The organism is Zobellella sp. DQSA1 (assembly GCF_041950555.1).
Lineage (GTDB): Bacteria > Pseudomonadota > Gammaproteobacteria > Enterobacterales > Aeromonadaceae > Oceanimonas.
Genome location: NZ_CP169531.1, coordinates 1,609,812 through 1,633,708 on the forward strand (window position 1 = coordinate 1,609,812; position 23,897 = coordinate 1,633,708).

19 protein-coding genes and 4 tRNA genes are annotated in these 23,897 nt (G+C 59.7%); 10 read left to right on the forward strand and 13 right to left on the reverse strand.

Annotated features, from left to right (window positions below):
* Nucleotides 1-52: 52 nt before the first annotated feature.
* The 3 genes from ACEVBK_RS07705 to glyA all read left to right on the forward strand — a co-directional run bounded on the left by ACEVBK_RS07705 (nucleotide 53) and on the right by glyA (nucleotide 3,456).
* Nucleotides 53-1,294, forward strand: coding sequence for a benzoate/H(+) symporter BenE family transporter (locus ACEVBK_RS07705; protein WP_375058024.1), 1,242 nt, complete (start codon nucleotides 53-55; stop codon nucleotides 1,292-1,294).
* The gene (locus ACEVBK_RS07710) at nucleotides 1,294-2,106 is read left to right on the forward strand and encodes a YggS family pyridoxal phosphate-dependent enzyme (RefSeq protein WP_375058025.1); all 813 of its coding nucleotides are present in this window, start codon (nucleotides 1,294-1,296) and stop codon (nucleotides 2,104-2,106) included. The genes ACEVBK_RS07705 and ACEVBK_RS07710 overlap by 1 nt, the downstream gene beginning before the upstream one ends.
* An 84-nt stretch (nucleotides 2,107-2,190) precedes the next feature.
* On the forward strand, nucleotides 2,191-3,456 hold the full coding sequence (gene glyA, locus ACEVBK_RS07715) for a serine hydroxymethyltransferase (protein ID WP_375058026.1): 1,266 nt from the start codon (nucleotides 2,191-2,193) through the stop codon (nucleotides 3,454-3,456).
* Nucleotides 3,457-3,671: 215 nt separating this feature from the next.
* Here glyA and ACEVBK_RS07720 read toward each other — a convergent pair whose 3' ends face one another.
* Both ACEVBK_RS07720 and ACEVBK_RS07725 read right to left on the reverse strand, forming a co-directional pair.
* Nucleotides 3,672-3,908, reverse strand: a complete 237-nt coding sequence (locus ACEVBK_RS07720) for a hypothetical protein (RefSeq protein ID WP_375058027.1) — start codon at nucleotides 3,906-3,908, stop codon at nucleotides 3,672-3,674.
* 160 nt (nucleotides 3,909-4,068) lie between these two features.
* A complete protein-coding gene (locus ACEVBK_RS07725) occupies nucleotides 4,069-6,417 on the reverse strand; it encodes a fatty acid cis/trans isomerase (protein ID WP_375058028.1) in 2,349 nt (782 codons plus the stop codon).
* Between the two features lie 72 nt (nucleotides 6,418-6,489).
* Between ACEVBK_RS07725 and ACEVBK_RS07730 the strand changes: the two genes are divergently transcribed.
* Nucleotides 6,490-6,750 carry a DUF1496 domain-containing protein gene (locus ACEVBK_RS07730; protein WP_375058029.1) on the forward strand — a complete coding sequence of 87 codons (261 nt, stop codon included), beginning with the start codon at nucleotides 6,490-6,492 and terminating at the stop codon, nucleotides 6,748-6,750.
* Here the strand turns inward: ACEVBK_RS07730 and yfaE are convergent.
* The 5 genes from yfaE to ubiG form a co-directional block, all read right to left on the reverse strand.
* Nucleotides 6,747-7,019: a class I ribonucleotide reductase maintenance protein YfaE gene (yfaE, locus tag ACEVBK_RS07735; protein ID WP_375058030.1), complete on the reverse strand. Its 273-nt coding sequence runs from the start codon at nucleotides 7,017-7,019 to the stop codon at nucleotides 6,747-6,749. The genes ACEVBK_RS07730 and yfaE overlap by 4 nt on opposite strands.
* Nucleotides 7,016-8,149 (reverse strand): class Ia ribonucleoside-diphosphate reductase subunit beta, encoded by a 1,134-nt coding sequence (gene nrdB / locus ACEVBK_RS07740; protein ID WP_375058031.1) that lies wholly within the window; start codon nucleotides 8,147-8,149, stop codon nucleotides 7,016-7,018. The genes yfaE and nrdB overlap by 4 nt, the downstream gene beginning before the upstream one ends.
* A gap of 50 nt (nucleotides 8,150-8,199) precedes the next feature.
* The gene (nrdA, locus tag ACEVBK_RS07745; protein WP_375058032.1) at nucleotides 8,200-10,473 is read right to left on the reverse strand and encodes a class 1a ribonucleoside-diphosphate reductase subunit alpha; all 2,274 of its coding nucleotides are present in this window, start codon (nucleotides 10,471-10,473) and stop codon (nucleotides 8,200-8,202) included.
* Nucleotides 10,474-10,818: 345 nt separating this feature from the next.
* Nucleotides 10,819-11,493, reverse strand: coding sequence for an HAD-IA family hydrolase (locus ACEVBK_RS07750; protein ID WP_375058033.1), 675 nt, complete (start codon nucleotides 11,491-11,493; stop codon nucleotides 10,819-10,821).
* A 3-nt stretch (nucleotides 11,494-11,496) separates the two neighbouring features.
* A complete protein-coding gene (gene ubiG / locus ACEVBK_RS07755) occupies nucleotides 11,497-12,195 on the reverse strand; it encodes a bifunctional 2-polyprenyl-6-hydroxyphenol methylase/3-demethylubiquinol 3-O-methyltransferase UbiG (protein ID WP_375058034.1) in 699 nt (232 codons plus the stop codon).
* Between the two features lie 152 nt (nucleotides 12,196-12,347).
* On the opposite strand from ubiG, the gene gyrA reads away from it, so the two are divergent.
* The 4 genes from gyrA (at nucleotide 12,348) to aroA (ending at nucleotide 18,778) form a co-directional block, all read left to right on the forward strand.
* Nucleotides 12,348-14,999, forward strand: coding sequence for a DNA topoisomerase (ATP-hydrolyzing) subunit A (gene gyrA / locus ACEVBK_RS07760; protein WP_375058036.1), 2,652 nt, complete (start codon nucleotides 12,348-12,350; stop codon nucleotides 14,997-14,999).
* A 190-nt stretch (nucleotides 15,000-15,189) separates the two neighbouring features.
* Nucleotides 15,190-16,275 (forward strand): 3-phosphoserine/phosphohydroxythreonine transaminase, encoded by a 1,086-nt coding sequence (gene serC, locus ACEVBK_RS07765; protein ID WP_375058037.1) that lies wholly within the window; start codon nucleotides 15,190-15,192, stop codon nucleotides 16,273-16,275.
* Nucleotides 16,276-16,284: 9 nt separating this feature from the next.
* A complete protein-coding gene (gene hisC / locus ACEVBK_RS07770; RefSeq protein ID WP_375058038.1) occupies nucleotides 16,285-17,385 on the forward strand; it encodes a histidinol-phosphate transaminase in 1,101 nt (366 codons plus the stop codon).
* A gap of 109 nt (nucleotides 17,386-17,494) precedes the next feature.
* On the forward strand, nucleotides 17,495-18,778 hold the full coding sequence (aroA, locus tag ACEVBK_RS07775; RefSeq protein WP_375058039.1) for a 3-phosphoshikimate 1-carboxyvinyltransferase: 1,284 nt from the start codon (nucleotides 17,495-17,497) through the stop codon (nucleotides 18,776-18,778).
* Between the two features lie 25 nt (nucleotides 18,779-18,803).
* Here aroA and ACEVBK_RS07780 read toward each other — a convergent pair whose 3' ends face one another.
* The gene (locus ACEVBK_RS07780; RefSeq protein WP_375058040.1) at nucleotides 18,804-19,199 is read right to left on the reverse strand and encodes a MerR family DNA-binding transcriptional regulator; all 396 of its coding nucleotides are present in this window, start codon (nucleotides 19,197-19,199) and stop codon (nucleotides 18,804-18,806) included.
* 131 nt (nucleotides 19,200-19,330) lie between these two features.
* On the opposite strand from ACEVBK_RS07780, the gene ACEVBK_RS07785 reads away from it, so the two are divergent.
* Nucleotides 19,331-19,825: a hypothetical protein gene (locus tag ACEVBK_RS07785; RefSeq protein WP_375058041.1), complete on the forward strand. Its 495-nt coding sequence runs from the start codon at nucleotides 19,331-19,333 to the stop codon at nucleotides 19,823-19,825.
* Here ACEVBK_RS07785 and ACEVBK_RS07790 read toward each other — a convergent pair.
* The 5 genes from ACEVBK_RS07790 to ACEVBK_RS07810 all read right to left on the reverse strand — a co-directional run bounded on the left by ACEVBK_RS07790 (nucleotide 19,806) and on the right by ACEVBK_RS07810 (nucleotide 22,077).
* On the reverse strand, nucleotides 19,806-21,623 hold the full coding sequence (locus ACEVBK_RS07790; protein ID WP_375058042.1) for an EAL domain-containing protein: 1,818 nt from the start codon (nucleotides 21,621-21,623) through the stop codon (nucleotides 19,806-19,808). The genes ACEVBK_RS07785 and ACEVBK_RS07790 overlap by 20 nt on opposite strands.
* A gap of 107 nt (nucleotides 21,624-21,730) precedes the next feature.
* A tRNA-Asn gene (locus tag ACEVBK_RS07795) sits at nucleotides 21,731-21,806 on the reverse strand.
* A 14-nt stretch (nucleotides 21,807-21,820) separates the two neighbouring features.
* Nucleotides 21,821-21,896: transfer RNA gene (locus tag ACEVBK_RS07800), tRNA-Asn, on the reverse strand.
* Nucleotides 21,897-21,910: 14 nt separating this feature from the next.
* Nucleotides 21,911-21,986: transfer RNA gene (locus ACEVBK_RS07805), tRNA-Asn, on the reverse strand.
* Between the two features lie 15 nt (nucleotides 21,987-22,001).
* Nucleotides 22,002-22,077: transfer RNA gene (locus ACEVBK_RS07810), tRNA-Asn, on the reverse strand.
* Between the two features lie 1,050 nt (nucleotides 22,078-23,127).
* On the opposite strand from ACEVBK_RS07810, the gene phbB reads away from it, so the two are divergent.
* Nucleotides 23,128-23,874: an acetoacetyl-CoA reductase gene (phbB, locus tag ACEVBK_RS07815; RefSeq protein WP_375058043.1), complete on the forward strand. Its 747-nt coding sequence runs from the start codon at nucleotides 23,128-23,130 to the stop codon at nucleotides 23,872-23,874.
* Nucleotides 23,875-23,897: the final 23 nt, after the last annotated feature.

The window sequence follows — 23,897 nt, forward strand, 5'->3', positions numbered from 1 at the left end:
AACAGTTTCTCAATTTGGTCAATCACACCGTTTCAGGAGGCAAGTACAGATCATGTCATCTACCATCCCCCCATCGCCGGTCCGCTTGGGTGATCTTATTCATCCCGTTGTGGCCGGTCTGATCTCGGTCATCGTCAACTATGGCGGTACCTTTATCCTGGTCTTCCAGGCCGCCAAGGTGGCCGGCCTCAGCCCGGAGCTGACGGCCTCATGGGTGTGGTCGATTTCTATTGGTGTTGGGGTGACGGGGCTCGTCCTGAGTTGGATTACCCGCGAGCCGATCATCATGGCCTGGTCGACGCCGGCGGCCGCGTTCCTCGTCACGGCATTGGCAACCACGCCCTACGCGGAAGCGGTAGGGGCGTACATGATCTCGGCTGCGGCTTTTGTGGTGTTGGGACTGTCGGGTTACTTCGAGAAGGTCATCCGGCTGATCCCGCCGGGCGTGGCCGCCGGGCTGCTGGCGGGTATCCTGCTGCAATTCGGCATCGGTGCCTTCGGTGGCATGAGCATCGACCCGCTGCTGGCCGGGCTGTTGATCGTGGCTTATATGGTGCTCAAGCGCTTCACCGCCCGCTACGCGGTGGTGGGCATTCTGGTGCTGGGGCTGGCCTTCCTCCTCCTGCAGCATCGTGTCGACTTGTCGGGGCTGGAATTGAAGCTCGCCGCGCCCGTTTTCACCATGCCGGTGTTTTCGTTCAATGCCTTGCTCAGTGTCGCGCTGCCGCTGTTCCTGATCACCCTGACCGGTCAGTACATGCCCGGTATGCTGGTGCTGCGCAACGACGGCTTCAAGACCAGTGCCAACCCCATCGTGACCGTGACCGGTCTCGGCTCTCTGCTGATGGCGCCGTTCGGCTCGCATGCGTTCAATATCGCCGCGATCACGGCTGCAATCTGCACCGGCAGGGAAGCACACGAAGACCCGTCCAGGCGCTGGATTGCAGGCATGGCCGCTGGCATTTGCTACATCCTCGTCGGGGTATTCGGCGTTACGCTCGCCGCCGTCTTTATGGCTTTTCCGGCGACTTTCATCACCACGCTGGCGGGTCTGGCGTTGCTGGGTACCATCGGCGGCAGCCTCGCCGGTGCCATGGCCGATGCGAAGGCGCGTGAAGCCGCACTGATCACCTTCCTGGCGTCCGCCGCCAACATCACGATGTTCGGCATCGGTGGGGCGTTCTGGGGGTTGTTGCTCGGTTTGGCGGCCTACGTGGTGCTCAATGGTCGGTTGCCGCCGCCGGCTATTCAGGGCACCCCTGACCCGGTGGTCGGCGAGGAGGCAGCGAGCTGATGCAGACACTATTCGATACTCAGACCCGGCATGACCGGCACGGTCGTTATTGCCAGGCCGTCACGGTGGAGGACTTCCAGCATAACTTGGCCGCTGTTCGGGCACGCGTCGACGCCGCCTGCCGTCGCGCCGGACGTGATCCCGCAGCAGTACGCCTGCTGCCGGTTAGCAAAACCAAACCCGAAGCCAGTATTCGCCTGGCCTACGCGTCAGGTTGTCACCTGCTTGGTGAGAACAAGGTGCAAGAGGCTCATCGCAAGTGGGAAGCCATGCAAGACCTGGCAGATCTTCGCTGGTCAGTCATCGGTCATCTGCAGACCAACAAGGCCAAGCTGGTTGCGCGTTTCGCGGCTGAGTTCCAGGCTCTCGACAGCCTGCGCGTTGCCGAGGCGTTGGATCGCCGTCTGCAGGCCGAGGGCCGGTCGCTGGATGTGTTCGTGCAGGTCAATACCTCGGGCGAGGCTAGCAAGTACGGCCTCGTCCCCGAGGACGTTCCGGCCTTCATTCAGGCGTTGCCCGCCTTCTCGGCACTGCGTGTGCGCGGGTTGATGACGCTGGCGCTGTTCTCCAGCGAAGCCGAACGAGTGCGACAGTGCTTCGTCCAGTTGCGGATCCTGCGCAACAGGCTGCGTCAAAGCGCGCCCGCCGGCATCGGCCTCGACGAGCTTTCCATGGGGATGTCCGGCGATTTCGAGATCGCCATTGAGGAAGGTGCCACCGTGGTGCGTGTCGGGCAGGCCATTTTTGGTGCGCGCGCCTTGCCGGACAGTCACTACTGGCCAAACGAATCCGCTACCGAGGAGCCTTCCTGATGAAAACCGCCATCGCCACCCGCCCTGCCCATAAGCAGACACTGGCATTCAAACCCAAACATTCCCAACCACAGGACTCACATCATGTATGACACATCCCGGACCCTTGCCGATTTCGATTCCGTGCTTGCCGACGCCATCCAAAAAGAAGAACACCGCCAGGAAGACCACGTCGAGCTGATCGCCTCAGAAAACTATGCCAGTCCGCTGGTGATGGCCATCCAGAATTCGGTGTTCACCAACAAGTATGCCGAGGGCTATCCTGGCAAGCGCTACTACAGCGGCTGCGAAAATGTGGACGTGGCCGAACAGCTGGCGATCGAACGGGTCAAGGCGCTGTTCGACTGCGACTACGCCAACGTCCAGCCCCATGCCGGCGCTCAGGCCAATGCCGCGGTGTTTCTGGCATTGACCAACCCCGGTGACACCGTGATGGGGATGAATCTGGCTCAAGGCGGCCATCTCACCCACGGCAACCCGTCCAATTTCTCCGGTCGTCATTACCAGATTGTGCCCTATGGCCTCGAACCCGAGACGGGGCTGATAGACTACGACGAGATGGAACGTATCGCGCTGGAAACCCGGCCCAAAATGCTCATCGGCGGCTTCTCGGCGTATTCCCGCTACAAGGACTGGGCGCGCATGCGCGCCATCGCCGACAAGGTGGGCGCCATCTTCTGGGTGGACATGGCCCACGTGGCCGGCCTGGTCGCTGCCGGCGAGTACCCGAGCCCGCTGCCTCATGCCCATGTGGTGACCAGCACCACCCACAAGACCCTGCGCGGTCCGCGCGGCGGCATTATCCTGGCCAAGGGACAGGATGAGGACTTCTACAAGAAGCTCAATTCCGCCGTGTTCCCCGGTATCCAGGGTGGCCCCCTGATGCACGTGATCGCCGCCAAGGCGGTGGCCTTCAAGGAAGCCCTGTCACCGTCGTTTAAAACTTATCAGCGGCAGGTCGTGACCAACGCCCGCGCCATGGCCGTCGTACTCCAGAGCCGAGGCTACAGGATCGTGTCCGGTGGCACCGACAGCCACCTGATGCTGATCGACCTCTCCGCCAAGCCCTACACCGGCAAGGATGCGGACGCAGCCCTGAATGATGCCTGCATCACGGCCAACAAGAATTCGGTGCCCAACGACCCACGCTCGCCCTTCGTGACCTCGGGGCTGCGCATCGGCACCCCGGCCGTGACCACACGCGGTTTTGGCGTGGCCGAGTGCGAAGAGCTGGCCGGTTGGCTGTGTGATGTATTGGATGCACTGGAGTCCGGCACCAGAGAACAGGTGACGAGCAGGGTTCGGAAACGGGTGGTGGCCCTGTGTCGTCGCTACCCGGTGTACCGATAAACCGGCAACGCTTGTGCTGTTCCGGTCCATCGTGATGGGGGCAGATGTCACTGTCTGTTGCGCAGCGGGGGCTGCTGCTGATGGCGTGGGAATACCGTAAAAAGGTGTTTTCCCCCAAGGCGCAACTGACCAAGTGGATGTGATTGCGTATCCGGAGCACCGAGCCTGAGCCTCGCAGCCTCGCCATCGGGAGCAGCAAATTCGCCCCTTGCCGTTTACCAGCCTTTTTCCTGCATGCAGCGGTGGTAGGCGGCATTTGCCGGCACTTCACTGGGTTTGGCCAGGTACAACCCCAGTGAAGGTGCGATAAATTTGCGAACCATGGGGTCTGAGTGCTGTAAACAGTGCTGGTTGTCGGCTACGAGTTGTAGCTCGTAGGATTCATTAGGTACCGTATGTGCACAACCCGCCAGAAACAGGGCGGAAAGGCAACAAGTTATGTAGTGTTTCATGGCGCAGATCCTTCTGATGACCACTTTCTTTATTGTAGCCAGATTGTACGGTGACTGCCGACGGAAGGATAAAGAAAGACAGGATATTGGTGCGATCATGCCTTTTAAGAAAGAACTTGGAGGCGAATGGGGCCGATGGTGCCCCTCGCCATGAGGGGATTCAGAGATTGAGGTAACGGTTCATATCCAGTAAGCCCGCTTCCAGCGGAGTGGTTTCCTGCAGGTAGCGATGCATGTCGTGAAAATAGGACCAGAACTCGGGATGGGTGCGGCGGATGCCGAAGTGTCGCGCCAGGGTATGGATGTCTTCCGCCCGGGCCATGGCCATCAGCGCCGCCACGAAGTCGTCCAGCTCTTCCAGTTTGACGTTGAAGATAAAGTTGGGGTAGCTGCCGACGATCCCGGGCAACACCGTCAGGGTGTCGTTCTGGGGCCGCAGGCGCAGATCCTCGCCCAGCATAAAGGCCACGTTGGAGTGATCCCGGTTGTGCAGCAGGCTGTAGACCAGCCGTCGATCACCGGCCTCGATGCGCAGCAGACTGACTTCCGGCAGCCACTGGATGGCAGGCAGGGTGGCGGCCGTGATGCCGGTCAGCCGGCGCAGCAGGGCGTCGGCCTTTTGATCCGCGGCACTCCCTGTCTGGCTACAGGCTTGCCGGCGGCAGCGGTTGAGCCGTTCCGCCGGGCCGGTGATCGGGGCGAGGGCGGTCAGTACCTGCCGGCCGAAGTCGGCCAGCGGGGCCTCGGGGTTGACGGCAATGCGGCTGGGCGTGCTTTCGTCCACGTCCGCATAGGTGGTGAACAGCTTGATCCGGGCGCTGTTGTCGTACCAGCGGTGCAACAGCTCGTTGCGCACCGGGGCCGGCAGGAAGCGCAACAGGTTGGCCTCTGCGCCGTTGCGGATCAGATCGAAATAGAGCCGGGTCTGGGCCTGGTGCGAGACGCTGCCGTAGACGTTGAAATTGGCCACCAGGGCGTAATAGGTCCGCTCCAGCAGCGGATAGTCCATCACCCACATGGTGGTGGGGACATCGCCTTGCCAGCCACGGAGTACGCTGGCACTGTCGTGGTGGCGGAAGATAGTCAGCAGGGCATCTCGATTGTGGCCGTCTCCGTCCCACAGCTGATCGATCGTCGGGCCCCGGGGATAGGTGCGGGCATAGTCCTGCTGGCGGGCGGCCAGATAGCGGTTGCGGGCTTCCCGGTGGGCTATCCAGTCCGGACCCAGGCTCAGCAGATCCGATTGCAGTCCGGGCAGGGACAGCCATTCCTGCACCCGGTGGCGGTGGGCGGTGTCGGCCACGAAGAGGTCGTGCCGGGGATGCTGGAAGCTGACCCAGAATTGATCCCGGATCACGTCGGTGGCGATCTGCCCCCGGCACACCGGGCCCCGGATAAAGGTGCGCACGAAGTATTCGGCGTTGTCCAGCAGATACTGGTAGCGGGCCCGGGCGGGGATGGCGGCGTAGGTCATGAAGGGGTTGGCGGCCTGGGCGGGACCATATCCGGGCAGGGTGGCGACCGCCCAGTCGGGCTCGAAGAACAGCTGCTCCAGCCGGGCCATCTTGTCCGGGTTCAGGGGGTAGACGATATGGGTCTTGTGCACCCGGCTTTCCAGCCGGGGCCGTAACCGGTAGTAGAAGGGGCCGTCGATGCCATCGGTGGGACGTACCGTGGCGATGATGTCGATAGGCTCGCCGGGCGGGGTGCGGGAGCGCACCAGCTCGAAAAACACCTCGGCCCGGTCATCGCCGAAATACAGGTGGGCGAGAAACCAGTGTTCATAGAGATAACGGGCCACCAGCCGGTGCCGGTTGCCACCGCGGTTGAGCCAGTGCTCCCACTGGCGTACTTCTTGCCTCTGGTGGTCGGAGAGGGGCAGTTGTTGCTCCGGCACGGTCGCCCCCTGGGCCAGCCAGTCGATCAGGGTTTGGTATTCGCCCTCGTCCAGGCCGGCGACGGCAAAGGGCATGCCGGTATGGGGATGCCTGGCGGCGAAGGTGTCAAACTCATCGGGACCCACGCACTGGTTGTCGCGTTTGATGGAGATATCCAGGCTGTCCGGCAACCGCTCGTTGGCCTCCCAGGGCTCTTGCCGGCCCAGCGCGAGCATGCGGGCCATCAGGGCGGCATCGCCGACGCGGTTGTCCAGTACGCTGAAAAAGCCGCGCTGGCGCCAGGCCGGTTCGCCGTCGGCATCCACATACAGGCGGTTCGGCTTCGCATCCTGGGTGCGGGTGCCGTCATAGACCATCTGTTTGCTGGCGCCCCGGCGGACCCCTTCGTGACTGGACAATTTCAGCTGGCAGGGGGCATCGTAGCAGGCGTGGCAGGCGATGCACTTGTGCTCGAAAATGGGCCTGACGTCCCGCTCATAGTCTACCGGGCGGTTGCCGGGCTCCGGCAGCGCCAAGGGCTGGGATGGGGATGATACCGGCTGTCGCATAAAGACGAGGGTGGTTATGGTGAGGGCCGGGATAAGTAGCAGCAGCCAGTAGGTTTTTTTCATTGTCAGGCCTTGTCGACAGAGCTTGGGACGGTGGTACCATGAGCCAGACCCGGGGTAAAGAGGAAATTGACCATGACAAGACTGCTGTGTTGGGGAGGACTGTTGTTCAGCGCCGTGGCCGGGGCTAACTCCATCAGTACCCGGCCGCCGGTGGAACTGAATATTACGTCGGGATTGGAGCCGGTGTGTTTCTATGCGGATCAGCGCTATTCGAAGGGGGCCGTGATCACCGTGGGCGATCAGCGGTTTATCTGCGAGCGGGAGAAATCGTTCGAGCAGAATGGCCGGCTAAGCTGGCATTCCTTTCCGTTGAAGCAGGAAAGCCGGCCCTAGGCCTGCTTCCTGATGTCCAGCAGGGGAATATCCAGGCTGACCGGCTCGGTCGGCCGGCAGCAGCAGGGCAGGATCTCCCCCTCGGCCACGTAGGCGAGGGGGGGGTGCGGGTATTCCACCCGGCCGGCCAGCAGGGGCGTGCGGCAGGCGCCGCAGTAGCCGCTGCGACACTGGTATTCTACCGCGTGACCGGTACGTTCCAGTCCCTCGAGCAGGGTTTCCCCCGTCCGCAGTTCGAAACTGAGCTCCCGGGTGCGGACGCGGCTCACAGCTCGAAATCACCCAGATCGTCATGGCTCATCTGGGAGTCAATCTGGCCCACCAGATAGGAGCTGACTTCCACTTCCTGGGGAGCGACCTGGACGTTGTCGGAGGACAGCCAGGCATTGATCCAGGGAATGGGGTTCTGCTTGGCGCCGTCAAAGGCCGGGGCCAGGCCGACTGCCTGCATGCGCAGGTTGGTGATGTATTCCACATACTGGCACAGGATGTCCTTGTTCAGGCCGATCATGGAACCGTCCTTGAACAGGTATTCGGCCCATTCCTTCTCCTGGATGGCGGCGGCCTTGAACAGTTCGAAACACTGTTGCTCGCATTCCTGGGCGACCTGGGCCATCTCGGGATCGTCTTCGCCGGAGCGCAGGATATTGAGCATGTGCTGGGTGCCGGTCAGGTGCAGGGCTTCGTCCCGGGCGATCAGCTTGATGATCTTGGCGTTGCCTTCCATCAGCTCGCGCTCGGCGAAGGCGAAGGAGCAGGCGAAGCTGACATAGAAACGGATGGCTTCCAGGGCGTTGACGCACATCAGGCACAGGTAGAGCTTTTTCTTCAGCTCATAGCGGTTGATGGTAACGGTCTGTCCCTTGAATTCGTGTTCGCCCTCGCCGTGAAGGTGATAGAAGTTGGTGTACTCGATCAGTTCGTCGTAGTAGCCGGCGATGTCCCGCGCCCGCTTGAGGATATGCTCGTTCGCCACGATATCGTCGAACACGGTGGCTGGGTTGTTGACGATGTTGCGGATGATATGGGTGTAGGAACGCGAGTGGATGGTCTCGGAGAAAGCCCAGGTCTCGATCCAGGTTTCCAGCTCGGGAATGGACACCAGCGGCAGCAGGGCCACGTTGGGGCTGCGGCCCTGGATGGAGTCGAGCAGGGTCTGGTATTTGAGGTTGCTGATAAAAATGTGCTTCTCGTGTTCCGGCAAAGCCTGGTAGTCAATCCGGTCCTGGGACACGTCTACCTCTTCCGGACGCCAGAAGAAAGAGAGCTGCTTTTCGATCAGTTTTTCGAAGATATCGTATTTCTGTTGATCATAACGGGCCACGTTCACCGGGTTACCGAAGAACATGGGTTCTTTCAGGTGATCGTTCTGAACTTGGCTGAAGGTCGTGTAGGACATGAGTCGTGGTTTCCGCGCTTAAAGGCGGGGCCTGGCCCCGCCGACATCACTTAGATTTTACAGGCGCCGCCGGCACAGCCGTCGTCCTGCAGATCGTGCTGGGCGTCATCGGCGCCATCACGGGTGTTGTGGTAATACAGGGTCTTGAGCCCGAACTTGTAGGCGGTGAGCAGGTCTTTCAGCAGCTGCTTCATCGGTACCCGGCCGCCCTCGAAGCGGGACGGATCGTAGTTGGTGTTGGCGGAAATGGCCTGATCCACGAATTTCTGCATCACGCCCACCAGTTGCAGGTAGCCATCGTTGGACGGCATCTGCCACAGCAGCTCGTACTGGCCCTTGAGCCGCTCGTACTCGGGCACCACCTGTTTGAGGATGCCGTCCTTGGAGGCCTTGACCGACACCAGGCCGCGGGGCGGCTCGATGCCGTTGGTGGCGTTGGAGATCTGGCTCGAGGTCTCGGAGGGCATCAGCGCGGTCAGGGTGCTGTTGCGCAGGCCCACGGTCTTGATCTCTTCGCGCAGGCTTTCCCAGTCCAGGTGCAGCGGCTCCTGACAGATACCATCCAGATCTTTCTTGTAGGTGTCGATCGGCAGCACGCCCTGGGCGTAGGTGGTCTCGTTGAAGGCCGGGCAGGGGCCGAATTCCCTGGCCAGTTTCACCGAGGCCTTCAGCAGATGGTACTGGATGGCTTCGAAGGTCTTGTGGGTCAGGCCGATGGCGCTGCCGTCGGAATAACGGGCACCGTGCTTGGCCAGGTAGTAGGCGTAGTTGATCACGCCTATCCCCAGGGTACGGCGGTTCATGGAGCCTTTGTGGGCGGCCAGCAGCGGGTAGTCCTGGTAGTCGAGCAGGGCGTCCAGGGCGCGTACCGCCAGCTCCGCCAGTTCTTCCAGGTCATCCAGGCTGTCGATGGCGCCCAGGTTGAAGGCGGACAGGGTACAGAGCGCGATTTCGCCGTTCTCGTCGTTGATGTCCATCAGCGGCTTGGTGGGCAGGGCGATTTCCAGGCACAGGTTGCTCTGGCGTACCGGCGCCACACTCGGATCGAAGGGGCTGTGGGTGTTGCAGTGATCCACGTTCTGGATGTAGATACGGCCGGTGCCGGCCCGCTCCTGCATCATCAGCGAGAACAGCTCCAGCGCCTTGACGGTGCGCTTGCGGATGGACGGGTCCTGCTCGTATTGCTCGTACAGCGCCTCGAAACGGGCCTGGTCTTCGAAGAAGGCATCGTACAGACCGGGTACGTCGGAGGGGCTGAACAGGGTGATATCGCCACCCTTGATCAGGCGCTGGTACATCAGCCGGTTGATCTGCACGCCGTAATCCATGTGGCGGACCCGGTTTTCCTCCACTCCGCGGTTGTTCTTCAGTACCAGCAGGGATTCCACCTCCAGATGCCACAGGGGGTAGAACAGGGTGGCGGCCCCGCCGCGCACGCCTCCCTGGGAGCAGCATTTGACCGCGGTCTGGAAGTGCTTGTAGAAGGGAATGCAGCCGGTGTGGAAGGCTTCACCGCCACGGATGGGGCTGCCGAGCGCCCGGATGCGACCGGCGTTGATGCCGATACCGGCGCGCTGGGACACATAACGGACGATGGCGCCGGAGGTGGCGTTGATGGAATCCAGGCTGTCGCCGCACTCGATCAGCACGCAGGAGCTGAACTGACGGGTGGGGGTGCGCACGCCGGACATGATGGGCGTGGGCAACGAAATCTTGAACTGGGACACCGCGTCATAGAAGCGGGTGATAAAGCCCAGCCGGGTTGCCTTGGGATACTTGGAGAACAGGCAGGCGGCAACCAGCATGTACAGGAACTGGGGGCTTTCGTAGATGGCACCGGTCACCCGGTTCTGCACCAGGTACTTGCCTTCGAGCTGCTTGACCGCGGCATAAGAGAAGTTCATGTCGCGCTCATGGCTCAGATGGGCGTTGAGGGCTTCGAGCTCCTCGCGGCTGTAGTCGGCCAGGATATGCTGGTCGTATTTGCCCATTTCGGTGAGCCTGACCACGTGATCGTAGAAGTGGGGCGGCTCGAATTGACCGTAGGCCTTTTTGCGCAGGTGGAACATGGCCAGGCGGGCGGCCAGATACTGGTAATCCGGCGTCTGCTCGGAGATCAGATCGGCGGCGGCCTTGATGATGGTCTCATGGATATCTTCGGTGCGGATACCGTCGTAGAACTGGATATGGGAGCGCAGCTCCACCTGGGATACGGAGACGTTATCCAGGCCTTCGGCTGCCCAGGTGATCACCCGGTGGATCTTGTCCAGGTCGATGGGCTCCTTGGTGCCAGAACGTTTGGTAACCAGCAGATGTTTATTCATGAGACGGTTCTTCTCCCAGTGGTGTTGTGTCTGCTCCGGCAAAAAGCCCGTGCAACCAGCCACCCTATATAGTGTGGTTGATGGCCAGAGGAAGCACAACATCTAGTTGTGATATTGAGGATGGGCACAATATAGTGGGTTACCCTGCAATTCTCAAGCTGACGGCGGCTGGTAAAGCTTGTGGATAATCTGTGATTTGGGAACTGGGGTTTGCGCTCACTAACTTCTGCTCCGTTGGGGGTCTGGCGCTGGCCATCGGCTGGCGAATTTATGCCCGGCGGGAAACTTTTTTTCAAAAATTTGGCTTGCAAAAAAAGGGGATTGGAGATCCCGCCGGATCTTTCATCAATCGGTGCTGAATGCGTCTCTCAGCCAGTTTTCGAGGCTGTTTACCGAGTCCAGAACCAGGTCCGCCTGCCAGCTGTGCGGGTCTTCGCCTCTGGAGATATAACCCCAGGCGGCCACCATGGTGGCCATGCCCGCGGCCCGCCCGGCCTCGATATCCCGCCGGTGATCGCCGACATAGATGCAGTGCTCTGCCGCCACGGCCAACTGCCCGGCGGCGAACAGCAGGGGAGCCGGATGGGGTTTCTTCTGCGGCAGGGTATCGGCGCTGACGGTCACGCCGCAACCGGCGAACAGGGGCAGGCCGGCCAGCAGCGGCACGGTCAGGGCGGCGGGCTTGTTGGTGACCACCCCCCAGGGAATGCGGCGCAGGTTCAGCCAGTCGAGCAGCTCCGGCACGCCATCGTAGGGGCGGGTACGGCGGCAGAGGTTCTCGCCGTAAAAGGCCAGCATCCGCCGGCGCAGCTGCTCCAGGCCCTGCTGTGCGATAAGCTCGGGATGAATGCCAGCCCTGAGCAGGGCGTAGGAGCCGTCCGAGGTGGTGCAGCTCAGCACTTCGTCCGAGAGCGGGGGCAGCCCCAGGCCGGTGATGACATGATTGGCGGCGGCCCCCATGTCGCCGGCCGTGTCCAGCAGGGTGCCGTCCAAGTCAAACAACACCGCTTTAAGGTTCATGGTTTACTCCGGCTTGATGGCGTGAACCATGTAGTTGACATCCGCGTCCCGGCTCAGCTTGAAGCTGCCCGAAAGGGGATGATAGACCACACCGCTGATGTCCTTCACCACCAGGCCTGCCCGCTCTATATAAGTACACAGTTCGGCGGGGGTAATGAACTTGCGATGATCATGGGTGCCTTTCGGTACCATCTTCATCAGGTGCTCGGCCACGCCTATCATCAGCAGCCAGGCCTTGGGATTACGATTGATGGTGGAAAAGACCAGGGTCGCACCGGGTTTGGCCAGCGATGCACAAGCCTGTACCACCGATGCCGGTTCGGGCACATGCTCCAGCATTTCCATGCAGGTGACCAGATCGAACTGCCCGGGATGTTCGGCGGCTACCTGTTCGGCAGTGCCCTGACGGTAATTGACGCTCACCCCGGCTTCCAGAGCATGCAGCCGGGCCACGGCCAGCGGCTCCTTGCCCATGTCCACCCCGGTGACCTCGGCGCCTTCCCGGGCCATGCTTTCGCTCAGGATGCCGCCGCCGCAGCCGATGTCGATAACCTGTTTGCCGAACAGGCCGCCGGCCTTGTCGGCAATCCAGCCGAGGCGCAGGGGGTTGAGTTTGTGCAGGGGCTTGAAGTCGCCTTCCAGATCCCACCAGCGGGAGGCCATGGCCTCGAATTTGTCGATTTCCTGTTGATCTACGTTCATGGTCAAAGCCTTAAAGCCGGGCAAACTGAAGGAGCCATTATAACCAAGCGGCCGTCCCCTGCCAGCTTCCCTGCTCCCGTCGGGCCGGAACTGTGGTAGAATGGCGCGTTTTTCAAAGCCATATAATCAATAAACTGGGGACAAGGCTTGCTATGACCGATCTGGCCCGAGAAATCATGCCGATAAACATCGAGGAAGAGCTTAAACGCTCCTACCTGGATTACGCCATGAGCGTGATCGTAGGGCGGGCGCTTCCGGATGTGCGAGATGGTTTGAAGCCGGTGCATCGCCGCGTGCTGTTCGCCATGAACGAGCTCGGCAACGACTGGAACAAGCCCTACAAGAAATCAGCCCGTGTGGTGGGTGACGTAATAGGTAAATATCACCCCCACGGTGACAGCGCCGTGTACGACACCATAGTGCGGATGGCGCAGGATTTTTCCATGCGCTACACCCTGGTCGACGGCCAGGGCAACTTCGGCTCGGTGGACGGCGATTCCGCCGCCGCCATGCGTTATACCGAAGTGCGCATGGACAAGATTGCCCACGAACTGCTGGCCGATCTGGACAAGGAAACCGTCGACTGGGTGCCCAACTACGACGGTACCGAGATGATACCGGCGGTGATGCCGACCAAGGTGCCCAACCTGCTGGTCAACGGTTCCTCCGGTATCGCCGTGGGCATGGCCACCAATATCCCGCCCCATAACCTCAATGAAGTGGTGGATGGCTGCCTGGCGCTGATCGACGACGAGCATATCAGTATCGATCAACTGATTGAGCTGATCCCGGGCCCGGACTTTCCCACCGGCGGCATCATCAACGGCAAGTCAGGCATCCTCGATGCCTATCGTACCGGCCGTGGCAAAATCTACGTCCGCGCCCTGGCCGAGATAGAGACCGACGAGAAAAGCGGCCGTGAAACCATCATCGTGTCCGAGTTGCCCTATCAGGTGAACAAGGCGCGGTTGATTGAAAAAATCGCCGAGCTGGTCAAGGAAAAACGGATCGAGGGCATCAGCGCCCTGCGCGACGAGTCCGACAAGGACGGCATGCGTATCGTGATCGAAATCCGTCGGGGTGAAGTGGGGGAGGTGATACTCAACAACCTCTATGCCCAGACCCAGATGCAAACGGTGTTCGGCATCAACATGGTGGCGCTGGACAACAATCAGCCGCGTATCTTCAATCTGAAGGATATGCTGGAGTGCTTTATTCAGCACCGGCGGGAAGTGGTTACCCGTCGTACCGTGTTCGAGTTGCGCAAGGCGCGCGACCGGGCCCATATCCTGGAAGGCCTGGCCATCGCCCTGGCCAATATCGATCCCATTATCGAACTGATCCGCCGTTCGCCGACGCCGGCCGAGGCCAAGGCCGGTCTGCTGGCCCAGGGCTGGCAGCTGGGTAATGTGTCTTCCATGCTGGAGCGTGCCGGTGACGATGCCGCCCGCCCCGAGTGGCTGGAGCCGGAATACGGTATCCGTGACGGGCACTATTATCTGACCGAGCAGCAGGCCCAGGCCATACTGGATCTGCGCCTGCACCGTTTGACCGGGCTTGAACACGAGAAAATCCTCGATGAATACCAGGCGCTGCTCGAGCAGATCGCCGAATTGCTGCATATCCTGAACAGCTCCGCCCGCTTGATGGAAGTGATCCGCGAAGAACTGGAGGCGCTCAAGGTGCAGTTTGGTGATGAACGCCGCACCGAAATCACCACCTCCAGTGCCGAGATCAATATCGAGGATCTGATCACCCAGGAAGACGTGGTGGTAACCCTGTCTCACCAGGGCTACGTGAAGTATCAGCCGCTCACCGATTATGAAGCCCAGCGTCGGGGCGGACGTGGCAAGTCGGCGACCAGGATGAAGGAAGAAGACTTCGTCGAACGTTTGCTGGTGGCCAATACCCACGACACCATCCTGTGCTTCTCTACCGCCGGCAAGGTGTACTGGCTCAAGGTCTACCAGTTGCCTGAAGCCAGTCGCGCCGCGCGTGGACGCCCCATCGTCAACCTGTTGCCGCTGGACCAGGGCGAGCGCATTACCGCCATACTGCCGGTGCAGGAGTATGCCGACGACAAATACGTGTTCTTTGCCACCGCCGACGGTACCGTCAAGAAAACCAGCCTGTCGGCCTTTAGCCGGCCGCTGGCGTCCGGTATTCGTGCCATCAATCTGAAAGACGGCGACGAGTTGATTGGCGTCGATATCACCGACGGCAGCAACGAGATCATGCTGTTTTCCGATGCCGGCAAGGTGGTGCGTTTTGCCGAAGGCAGCGGCCGTGCCGATGCCGAGGAAGCCGAAGAGGGAGACGAGCAGGGTGAAGACGCCGCCGGCGCGGGCAGCTTCAAGGGCGTGCGCCCGATGGGCCGTACCGCCTCCGGGGTGCGCGGCATCCGGCTGGCCGAGGGCGACAAGGTGGTGTCCCTTATCGTGCCGCGCGGTGATGGCGCCATCCTGACCGCGACCGCCAACGGCTACGGCAAACGGACCGCCCTGGACGAATACCCGACCAAGAGCCGGGCCACCCTGGGGGTGATGTCCATCAAGGTCAGTGACCGCAACGGCCCTGTGGTCGGTGCCATCCAGGTGGATGAAAACAACGAGATCATGCTGATCACCAACGGCGGTACCCTGGTACGTACCCGGGTATCCGAAGTCAGCCTGATCAGCCGCAATACCGCCGGTGTCCGTCTTATCCGCACCGGAGAGGACGAACAGGTGGTCGGCCTGCAGCGTATCGAGGAAACCGAGGACGATGAACTGGCCGAAGGCCAGGACGGCGTGGCCGAGGAGTAAGTCAGGAAGGGGCCTTTGGGCCCCTTTTGTTCAGGCGAAGGCCTGGCCGAAAAATCATTTTGACTCGGCGCCCCGCCGCCGTGTAAAAGCTAGTAATCAAGAAAGCGGAAATGGCTGGAGGGACGGCTACGACGCCTTCCGGCTGCAATCGCTTTTGCCACTTTGTTTCAATGAGGGTAACCCAGGGAAAATGGAGAAAATGGTTTATAACTTCAGCGCAGGCCCGGCCATGCTGCCGGTAGAGGTAATGAAACAGGCCCAGGCCGAGTTCCGTGACTTTCACGGCCTGGGTGTGTCGGTGATGGAGCTGAGCCACCGTGGGGCCGATTACATGGCGGTGGCGGCCCAGGCCGAGCAGGACCTGCGGGATCTGATGCAGATCCCCGACAATTACAAGGTCCTGTTCCTGCAGGGCGGTGGTCGCGGCCAATTTGCCGCCGTGGCGCTCAACCTGATGGGCATCAACGCCAAGGCCGACTATATCACCACCGGCCAATGGTCCAAGTCCGCAGTGTCGGAAGCCGAAAAAGTGGGTGATGTGCGGGTACTGGAAGGGTTGCAGGCTGCCGAGGATGGCCGCCAGGGCCTGGCCACCAGCTGGGCCCTGGACTCCACCGCCGCCTACGTGCATTACTGCCCGAATGAAACCATCGAAGGCCTGGAATACCACTTTGTTCCCGAGACCGGCGATGTACCCCTGGTGGCGGACATGTCCTCCACCATCCTCTCCCGGCCCATCGACGTGACCAGGTTCGGCCTCATCTATGCCGGTGCCCAGAAGAACATCGGCCCCTCCGGGCTGGCGGTGGTCATCGTGCGCGAAGACCTGCTCAGCCAGGCTTGCCCCCAGGTGCCGGCGATCCTGGACTACGCCGCCATGGCCAAGGCCGATTCCATGCTCAACACCCCGCCCACCTACGCCTGGTACTTGGCCGGCCTGGTGTTCCAGTGGCTGAAGGCACAGGGTGGCCTGGAAGCCATGGGCGAGCGCAACAAGGCCAAGGCCGAACTGCTGTACAGCTATGTGGATGCCAGCGACTTTTATCGCAACGAAGTACATCCCAGTGCCCGTTCCTGGATGAACATTCCCTTCCAGTTGAAGGACGACAGCCTGAACGAGGCCTTCCTGAGGGAAGCCAAGGCCGCAGGCCTGCTGGCGCTCAAGGGCCACCGCATCGTGGGCGGCATGCGCGCCAGCCTGTACAACGCCATGCCCATCGAAGGGGTACAGGCACTGGTCGCCTTTATGGACAAGTTTGCCAAGCAACACGGCTGAGGAGGAAAGGTGACCAATCGTTTTCTGGCCCTGGCCAACCCCGGGGTGGAAGGGCTGCACCCTTACCAGCCGGGCAAGCCGGTGGAAGAGCTGGAGCGTGAGCTCGGTATCAGCAACAGCGTGAAACTGGCATCCAACGAAAATCCCCTGGGGCTGGGTTCCAAGGCCCGCTCCGCCATCGAACGGGCCCTGCCGGAACTGGCGCGTTACCCGGATGCCAATGGTTTCGCCCTGAAGGCCAAGCTGGCGCAAAAACTGGGAGTGGACGCCGGCCAACTGATCCTGGGCAACGGCTCCAACGAGCTTATCGATCTGGTGTTTCACACCTTCGTTTCCTCCGGGCAGCAGGTGGTGTATTCCCAATACACCTTTATCGTCTATGCCCTGGCGACCCAGGCCCACGGCGCCGAGGCGGTGGTGGTGCCGGCGTCCGATTTCGGCCATGATCTCGAGGCCATGGCGGCGGCCATCACCCCGGCCACCAGGCTGGTATGCATCACCAACCCCAATAACCCGACCGGCACCTTCGTCGGTGCGGCCGAACTCAAGGCCTTTATGGACAAGGTACCGGCCCAGGTACTGGTGGTTCTTGATGAAGCCTATACCGAGTATGTGGCGGAAGGCGAACGCATTCCCTCCATCGGCTGGCTGGCCGAGTACCCTAACCTTATCGTGTCGCGCACCTTCTCCAAGGCCTATGGCCTGGCCGGCTTGCGGGTGGGCTACATGGTCTGCCATCCCGAACTGGTGGCGGTGCTTAACCGGGTGCGCGAGCCTTTCAACTGCAACAGCCTGGCGCTGGTGGCGGCGGAAGCGGCGCTGGACGACGAAGACTACCTCAACCGGGCGGTAGAGCTGAACCGGCGGGAGATGGCACGCTACCAGGCTTTCTTCCAAGAGAGGGGGCTGCGCTGTATCCCCTCCCGGGCCAACTTCATTACCCTGGATCTGCAACAGGACGCGGGGCCGGTGTATGAGGCGCTGTTGCGGGAAGGCGTTATCGTGCGTCCCATCGCCGGCTACGGCCTGCCGACCTGCCTGCGTATCAGCATCGGGCTGGAGCATGAAAACCAGCGCTGCATGGATGCGCTGGCCAAGGTGATGAGGTAATGAAAAGGCCGGCGCACACCGGCCTTTTGTTTATCTTGCCCTGATGCACCAGCCCTGTTAACGTCTAGTTAGCTTCTGTTGTTGTTTACCCCGAATCTCCAGGAATCATATGGAACGCCTTAAGTTATCGCCTATTGCCCGGGTGGAGGGCACTGTTAACCTGCCCGGCTCCAAGTCAGTCTCAAACCGCGCATTGTTGCTCGCGGCTCTGGCCCAGGGCACGACCCGCCTGACCAATCTGCTCGACAGTGACGACATCCGTTACATGCTGGACGCCCTCAAGACCCTGGGGGTCCAGTACGAGCTGTCAGAAGACAAGACCGAGTGCGTGGTCCATGGGCTGGGCCGGGCCTTCAGCGTCAGTGAGCCGGTGTCGCTGTTTCTCGGTAATGCGGGCACTGCCATGCGCCCCTTGTGTGCCGCCCTGTGCCTGGGTACCGGCGAGTTTACCCTCACCGGGGAGCCGCGCATGTGGGAACGACCCATCGGTCATCTGGTGGATGCCTTGCGCGAAGCCGGCGCCGATGTCAGCTATCTCAAGACCGACGGCTACCCGCCGGTATTCATCAATGGCAAGGGGCTGTGGGGCGGTGATGTCCATATCGACGGCTCGGTTTCCAGCCAGTTTCTTACCGCCTTCCTGATGGCCGCGCCCATGGCATCGGGCGATACCCGCATCCATATCAAGGGGGAGCTGGTCTCCAAACCCTATATCGACATTACCCTGCATATCATGAAGCAGTTCGGAGTGACGGTGGAGCATGACAACTACCAGACCTTCTATATCCAGGGTAATCAGAGTTACCAGTCGCCGGGGACTTTCCTGGTGGAAGGTGATGCGTCTTCCGCCTCCTACTTCCTGGCGGCCGGTGCCATCAAGGGCAAGGTGCGGGTGACCGGTATCGGTCGCGACAGCATCCAGGGCGATATCCGCTTCGCCGATGTGCTGGAGGCCATGGGCGCGCGCATTACCTGGGGGAGTGATTTTATCGAGGCGGAGCATGTGGCACCGCTGAAGGCGGTGGACATGGACATGAACCATATCCCCGATGCGGCCATGACCATTGCCACCACCGCGCTGTTTGCTGAGGGGGTTACCCGCATCAGCAATATCTATAACTGGCGGGTCAAGGAAACCGACCGGCTCTACGCCATGGCTACCGAGCTGCGCAAGCTCGGGGTTGAGGTGGAGGAAGGAGAAGACTATCTGGTGGTGACACCGGCGGCACGGTTGCAGGAGGCGGAGATCGCCACCTATAACGATCACCGCATCGCCATGTGCTTCTCGCTGGTAGCCCTGAGCGACACCCCGGTAGTGATCCTGGATCCCAAGTGTACTTCCAAAACCTTCCCGGACTACTTCGACAAGCTGGCCGGTATCAGCCAGTCCTGATCCCGTTCACTGAGGCCTGCGGGCCTCAGTGATGCTTTATCTTCTCCAGCGCTTCCCGTGCCTTGATATCGGCGGCATCCAGTTCGGCCAGTACTTTCTGGATATCCTGCTGCTGTTGCTGCAGGCTGGCGCGTTTTTCCGCGATCATGGCAATCATGGAGTGCAGTTGGGGGCGGGAGCTGTGCTCGGCATCGTAGAGCTCAAACAATTCGCGCATTTCCGCCAGGCTGAACCCCAGGCGCTTGCCTCGTACTGTCAGGGCCAGCCGGATTCGGTCCTTATGACTGTAGATACGGGTACTGCCCTTTCGCCTGGGAGTCAGCAGCCCCAGGTCTTCGTAGTGGCGCAGGGTGCGGGGAGTAATATCAAATTCATCGGCCAATTCAGAAATAGTGTAGGTAACTTCCTTATTGGGCATCATCAATTCACTCCAGTGGTGGCGCGGTTCGTGAAGCCAGACCTTACACCCATACGGGTAGGCTGTGAAGCCTGGCTTTGACTCACCGCAGAGATTACGCCAAGATGAAGGTTTGCCGCTATTACGGAGACGGTGTGTTTATTTTCAAGGTGCAAGACGGGCAGGGTGGTCGGGCCGAAATACGCCTTCAGGCGCTGGACTGGAGCGAGCAGGGAGACGTCGACTTTTCCTGTAACAGCGATGCGCTGGCCGTACTGCTGCTGTCTGGTTGCCGCTCCGGAAACGGTTTCTTTGAGCTGCTGTCCGGCACCAAACCCATGTATGTGGAGCAATGGCTGGAGTATCTGCAGGAAGCAGGGCGCCTGGCCCAGGTCGAGACGGAGATAAAGACCCCCCTCGACCCGGGCTATGCCGAGCAATGCGGCCTGGACTCGGAACAGCTGAAAAAGCTGCTGGAGCTGGTATACCAGGTTGGCGGCTTTAACCGGCTGCAGATCATGCGCTACCTGAAACACCGCCATAATCCGTCCACCATGTCGACCCGCTACAGTCCGGATGAAATCAAGCGCTATCGCCACCTGGGAGAGCTGATCAACTATCTGCTCCGGCTCAAATCGCCCGTCCCCTGAAGGTCGTCAGGTCGGTGGGTCTGGCCACCAGGTAACCTTGGATGCCGTCGACATGCATGGTTTCCAGTACCCGTTTTTGCTCGCTGGTTTCTACTCCTTCGGCAATCACATGACAGCCGATGCGCTGGGCCAGATCCACTATCATACGCACGAATTGCTGGCTGGTGCTGTCCTCTTCCAGATGCCTGACCAACTGGGCATCGAGCTTGATATAATCGGGCTTGACCTCTTTCAGCAAACGGAAAGATCCATAGCCGTGGCCGAATTTGCTGACCGCCGAACGGGCACCGCTACGGCGAATCATGTCTAGCAGCCGCTTACCGGCAACCAGTTGATGTACCAGTACATGTTCATCCAGTTCAAATACCAGGCTGGAGGTGATATTCGTATCGCGCAGTAACACCCGTTCCAGCCAGATAAGAAACGAGTTCTGCAGTAGGCTGGCCGGCGCCAGGTTGATCGCCCAGCGCTGGGCAGGTATGTCCTTTTGGGCGATCTGGCGCAGGGTCATCTCAATGATTTTCTGCTCGAACAGCATGGACAGGTCGAGTCGCTGCAGCATGGTAAATACCGTAGTGGTGGGGTAATAGCCGCCATCGTCATTGGGGAAGTGTGCGTAGATTTCGTTATAGCCTGACATGGCGGGCCTGCGGATCTGCACCGGCTGCACCAGCAGCTGGATCCTGTCTTCATCCAGCATGGTCTGCAGCCGTTGACGCCACTGGCTTTCGCCCATGTCTTCATCGTCCTGGTTCTTGAGCACGATACGCCAGCCATTGGGTTCGCCCCCCTGGGCCTGGGCCAGGGCAGAGTCGGCCCTGATCAGTACCTGCTCTGGAGATTGCCCCGGCAACAGCTGGGTGAAACCGATATAGGCGGCACAATCCAGTTCATGCACCTGCTGGTAATGATGCAGATCCTGACGCAGCTGGGTGCCCAGACTCTGGGACAGGGGTTCACATTGTCCCTTGGTCAGCACGGCGATATCGGTACCGCTTATCCGGTAGGCCCTGGCGCCCAGCAGCGGCTGTATGGCCTTGCGCACCAGTTTGACGATGTCCAGCAGATACTGGTCGCCGGCCTGAAAACCCAGGCGGTTATTGGTATCCTGCAGGGCACTGGCCCGTACTATCATCAGGGTGGCGGTGGCGAGTTTGTCGTCGTCGGTCAGCATCAGGGTAAGATCGCGACGGAACGCATAACGGTTGCCAAGGTTGGTCAGGCTGTCCTGATGGCTTTGCTGATGCGCTTCGCTGAGTTGTTGCTGGAGGCTGTCTATCTGGCTTTTGTAACTTTGATGCAAGCTGATGATACCTTGCTCTACCGGGTCATGGCTGCCGATCCGCCCCAGATCCGGATCGAGCAGCAGCGATTGGAAGTACTGCTCTTTTTCGTGGCTCTCCTTGCCCCAGCGCAGGTACAGGCCACCAAAGATCAGCAGGCCGGTCAGGGTCAGCGGCACGGAAAGCAGCAGCCATTGCACCGTGGCCGGGCGAGTATCGAGACGATAAAACACGGGGATTTGCTCAATCATCTGTTGATGGTTGGCGGCAGCCTGTCCAAACCACCAAGCTTGCGTTCCCGCGGTCAGTGGTTGTCCTGTGGACAGTTCGGCGACACCAGGCAACAGGGATGCGGGGTCTTCCGAGAACAGGGAAAGAGCAACACGATCGTGGATCTGCTGTTCTTGGTGTGTCAGCGAGCGATAGCTGGCCCACCAGGGTAACAATATGCTCAGCAGGATAAAGATGAAGCCTGCCAGCAGCAGTACCTGACCGAAAGGGCGAGTTTCCCGCATAACCACCATCCTTGCAGAGACGGGACAACAGGATTGAAAGGCATAGCATGAGGATAGAATGCTTACTGGCTCATGATGGGCCAAAGCATCTGAAAAGACAAGAAAATTGGCTCCCCCTGCTGGACTTGAACCAGCGACATACGGATTAACAGTCCGCCGTTCTACCGACTGAACTAAGGGGGAACAACTTTTGAAACTGGCTCCCCCTGCTGGACTTGAACCAGCGACATACGGATTAACAGTCCGCCGTTCTACCGACTGAACTAAGGGGGAACAACTTTTGAAACTGGCTCCCCCTGCTGGACTTGAACCAGCGACATACGGATTAACAGTCCGCCGTTCTACCGACTGAACTAAGGGGGAACAACTTTTTTAAACTGGCTCCCCCTGCTGGACTTGAACCAGCGACATACGGATTAACAGTCCGCCGTTCTACCGACTGAACTAAGGGGGAAGAGGCATCCTTGAATGCGAGGCGCATGTTAATGGCTGTCTTCTGGACTGTCAACACAGAAAGCCGCTTTCTCAAAGAAATCAGGCTGTTTGCTCTAAGAATGTGCAATAACGGCTGTTTTCTGCACCAACTGGCCCCTACGGTGTGTCGCGGTATTGCTGCCACAGGCAGACCCCCCTGGGGGAGGCGGCGTTTCGGCCACGGTCAGCGGATTGGTACAGCGATAATCCGACCAACTTGCCCTGTCGGAGGGAGCGCGGTCCGTTCCGTTGTCCCGATGCTGGTCGGTCCCCTCGGCAGAAGACAAGGGCACAGGTTGCGGGGATGACGTTGGCATGCCGTGGCGGGGAGAACGCACTGGGGCTAAGCTTGATGGATGCCGAGGAGCTATTGCATTTTGAGCTTGCTCGTTTTCGGTGCGGAGGGTCTGCTTGGCGGTACACCGCCGGCTGTCTTGATTGATCTACCATTCGGAACAGCTATTTAACTGACACAGGTTTAGTTCGATATTAAAAATGGTGAATGGATATTGCACCATAATAAAACAGAGTTTGAGCAAGAAATCTATTGGTGTAAATATATTGTTATCATCAACTGTGGCTGGTTATTTTATTTTATCCTGGTGTAGGAAAAACGGCCATGTTTCATTACGGCTTGGCAGAGATACCGGCGACCTCATAGCCAGGGTCCTTTGCTATGTATATATTAAAAATAGGATTTTTTGTTTGTTGCTTGAAGTTTAAAACTGCATTTTGCCTGATTATTGGTTTTTTAGCCTGTTGTCACCGGGGCTCTGTAGTGCCTGATTTTAGCCGGTCACATTTAACCAAAAAAACGGTTAAAGTTAATTTATTTGTCATAAAAATAAGCTTATAGTGGACTGGTAAACAAAACGCACTCAAAGTTAATGAGCACGGTAGTTCAAATCCAAATGAGTGTGCCATGGTCGTAGGGGATTGCCTCTTTAATTAATAGCAGAGAGGTGATTCCGGGGGAAATCGGTCTGTCACCGATTTCCCGAGTAGTTGCTAAAACAAAGGAGTGGACTGAATGGCTGATAAAAAAATTGCGCTGGTTACCGGAGCTGCCGGTGGAATTGGAACAGAAGTGTGTCGTTTGTTCGTAGATAATGGATACAAAGTAATAGCAACTCACCGACCGGGGAAAGAACAGCAGGCAGCAGCCTGGCTACAGCAAGAGAAGCTCGACGATAAAGATATCCAATTGCTGGCATTGGATGTGAGCGACTATCAGGCGGTGAATGAAGTGCTGGGTGAAACCCTGCGTGAGCTGGGCCGCATCGATGTGCTGGTCAACAACGCCGGCATTACCCGTGATGCGACCTTCAAAAAGATGTCCTGGCAGCAGTGGCAGGAAGTCATGGACACCAATCTCAACAGTCTGTTCAGCGTTACCCAACCGGTATTCAACCTGATGTGTGAACAGGGCAGTGGCCGTATCATCAATATATCTTCCGTCAACGGCTTGAAAGGCCAGTACGGGCAGGTTAACTACTCAGCCGCCAAGGCGGGCATGATCGGCTTCACCAAGGCGCTGGCCGCCGAAGGTGCGCGTTTCGGTGTCTGTGTCAATGCCGTTGCTCCCGGCTACACGGCTACCCCCATGGTCACGGCCATCCGAGAGGATGTGCTGGACTCCATTAAAGCCACTATTCCCATGAAGCGGCTCGCGACCACCGAAGAAGTGGCTGGTGCAGTATTGTATTTGGCCGGCGAATATGGTGGTTATATTACCGGTGAAACCCTGTCGGTCAACGGCGGTTTGTACATGCAATAAGGCCCCTCGGCCTGTCATCAATG

Excerpts from the sequence above, each read along its gene's own strand:
- ACEVBK_RS07705 (WP_375058024.1), top strand. The coding sequence starts at position 53 with ATGTCATCTACCATCCCCCCATCGCCGGTCCGCTTGGGTGATCTTATT.
- ACEVBK_RS07710 (WP_375058025.1), top strand. The coding sequence starts at position 1,294 with ATGCAGACACTATTCGATACTCAGACCCGGCATGACCGGCACGGTCGT.
- glyA (WP_375058026.1), top strand. The coding sequence starts at position 2,191 with ATGTATGACACATCCCGGACCCTTGCCGATTTCGATTCCGTGCTTGCC.
- ACEVBK_RS07720 (WP_375058027.1), bottom strand. The coding sequence starts at position 3,908 with ATGAAACACTACATAACTTGTTGCCTTTCCGCCCTGTTTCTGGCGGGT.
- ACEVBK_RS07725 (WP_375058028.1), bottom strand. The coding sequence starts at position 6,417 with ATGAAAAAAACCTACTGGCTGCTGCTACTTATCCCGGCCCTCACCATA.
- ACEVBK_RS07730 (WP_375058029.1), top strand. The coding sequence starts at position 6,490 with ATGACAAGACTGCTGTGTTGGGGAGGACTGTTGTTCAGCGCCGTGGCC.
- nrdB (WP_375058031.1), bottom strand. The coding sequence starts at position 8,149 with ATGTCCTACACGACCTTCAGCCAAGTTCAGAACGATCACCTGAAAGAA.
- nrdA (WP_375058032.1), bottom strand. The coding sequence starts at position 10,473 with ATGAATAAACATCTGCTGGTTACCAAACGTTCTGGCACCAAGGAGCCC.
- ACEVBK_RS07750 (WP_375058033.1), bottom strand. The coding sequence starts at position 11,493 with ATGAACCTTAAAGCGGTGTTGTTTGACTTGGACGGCACCCTGCTGGAC.
- ubiG (WP_375058034.1), bottom strand. The coding sequence starts at position 12,195 with ATGAACGTAGATCAACAGGAAATCGACAAATTCGAGGCCATGGCCTCC.
- gyrA (WP_375058036.1), top strand. The coding sequence starts at position 12,348 with ATGACCGATCTGGCCCGAGAAATCATGCCGATAAACATCGAGGAAGAG.
- serC (WP_375058037.1), top strand. The coding sequence starts at position 15,190 with ATGGAGAAAATGGTTTATAACTTCAGCGCAGGCCCGGCCATGCTGCCG.
- aroA (WP_375058039.1), top strand. The coding sequence starts at position 17,495 with ATGGAACGCCTTAAGTTATCGCCTATTGCCCGGGTGGAGGGCACTGTT.
- ACEVBK_RS07780 (WP_375058040.1), bottom strand. The coding sequence starts at position 19,199 with ATGATGCCCAATAAGGAAGTTACCTACACTATTTCTGAATTGGCCGAT.
- ACEVBK_RS07790 (WP_375058042.1), bottom strand. The coding sequence starts at position 21,623 with ATGCGGGAAACTCGCCCTTTCGGTCAGGTACTGCTGCTGGCAGGCTTC.
- phbB (WP_375058043.1), top strand. The coding sequence starts at position 23,128 with ATGGCTGATAAAAAAATTGCGCTGGTTACCGGAGCTGCCGGTGGAATT.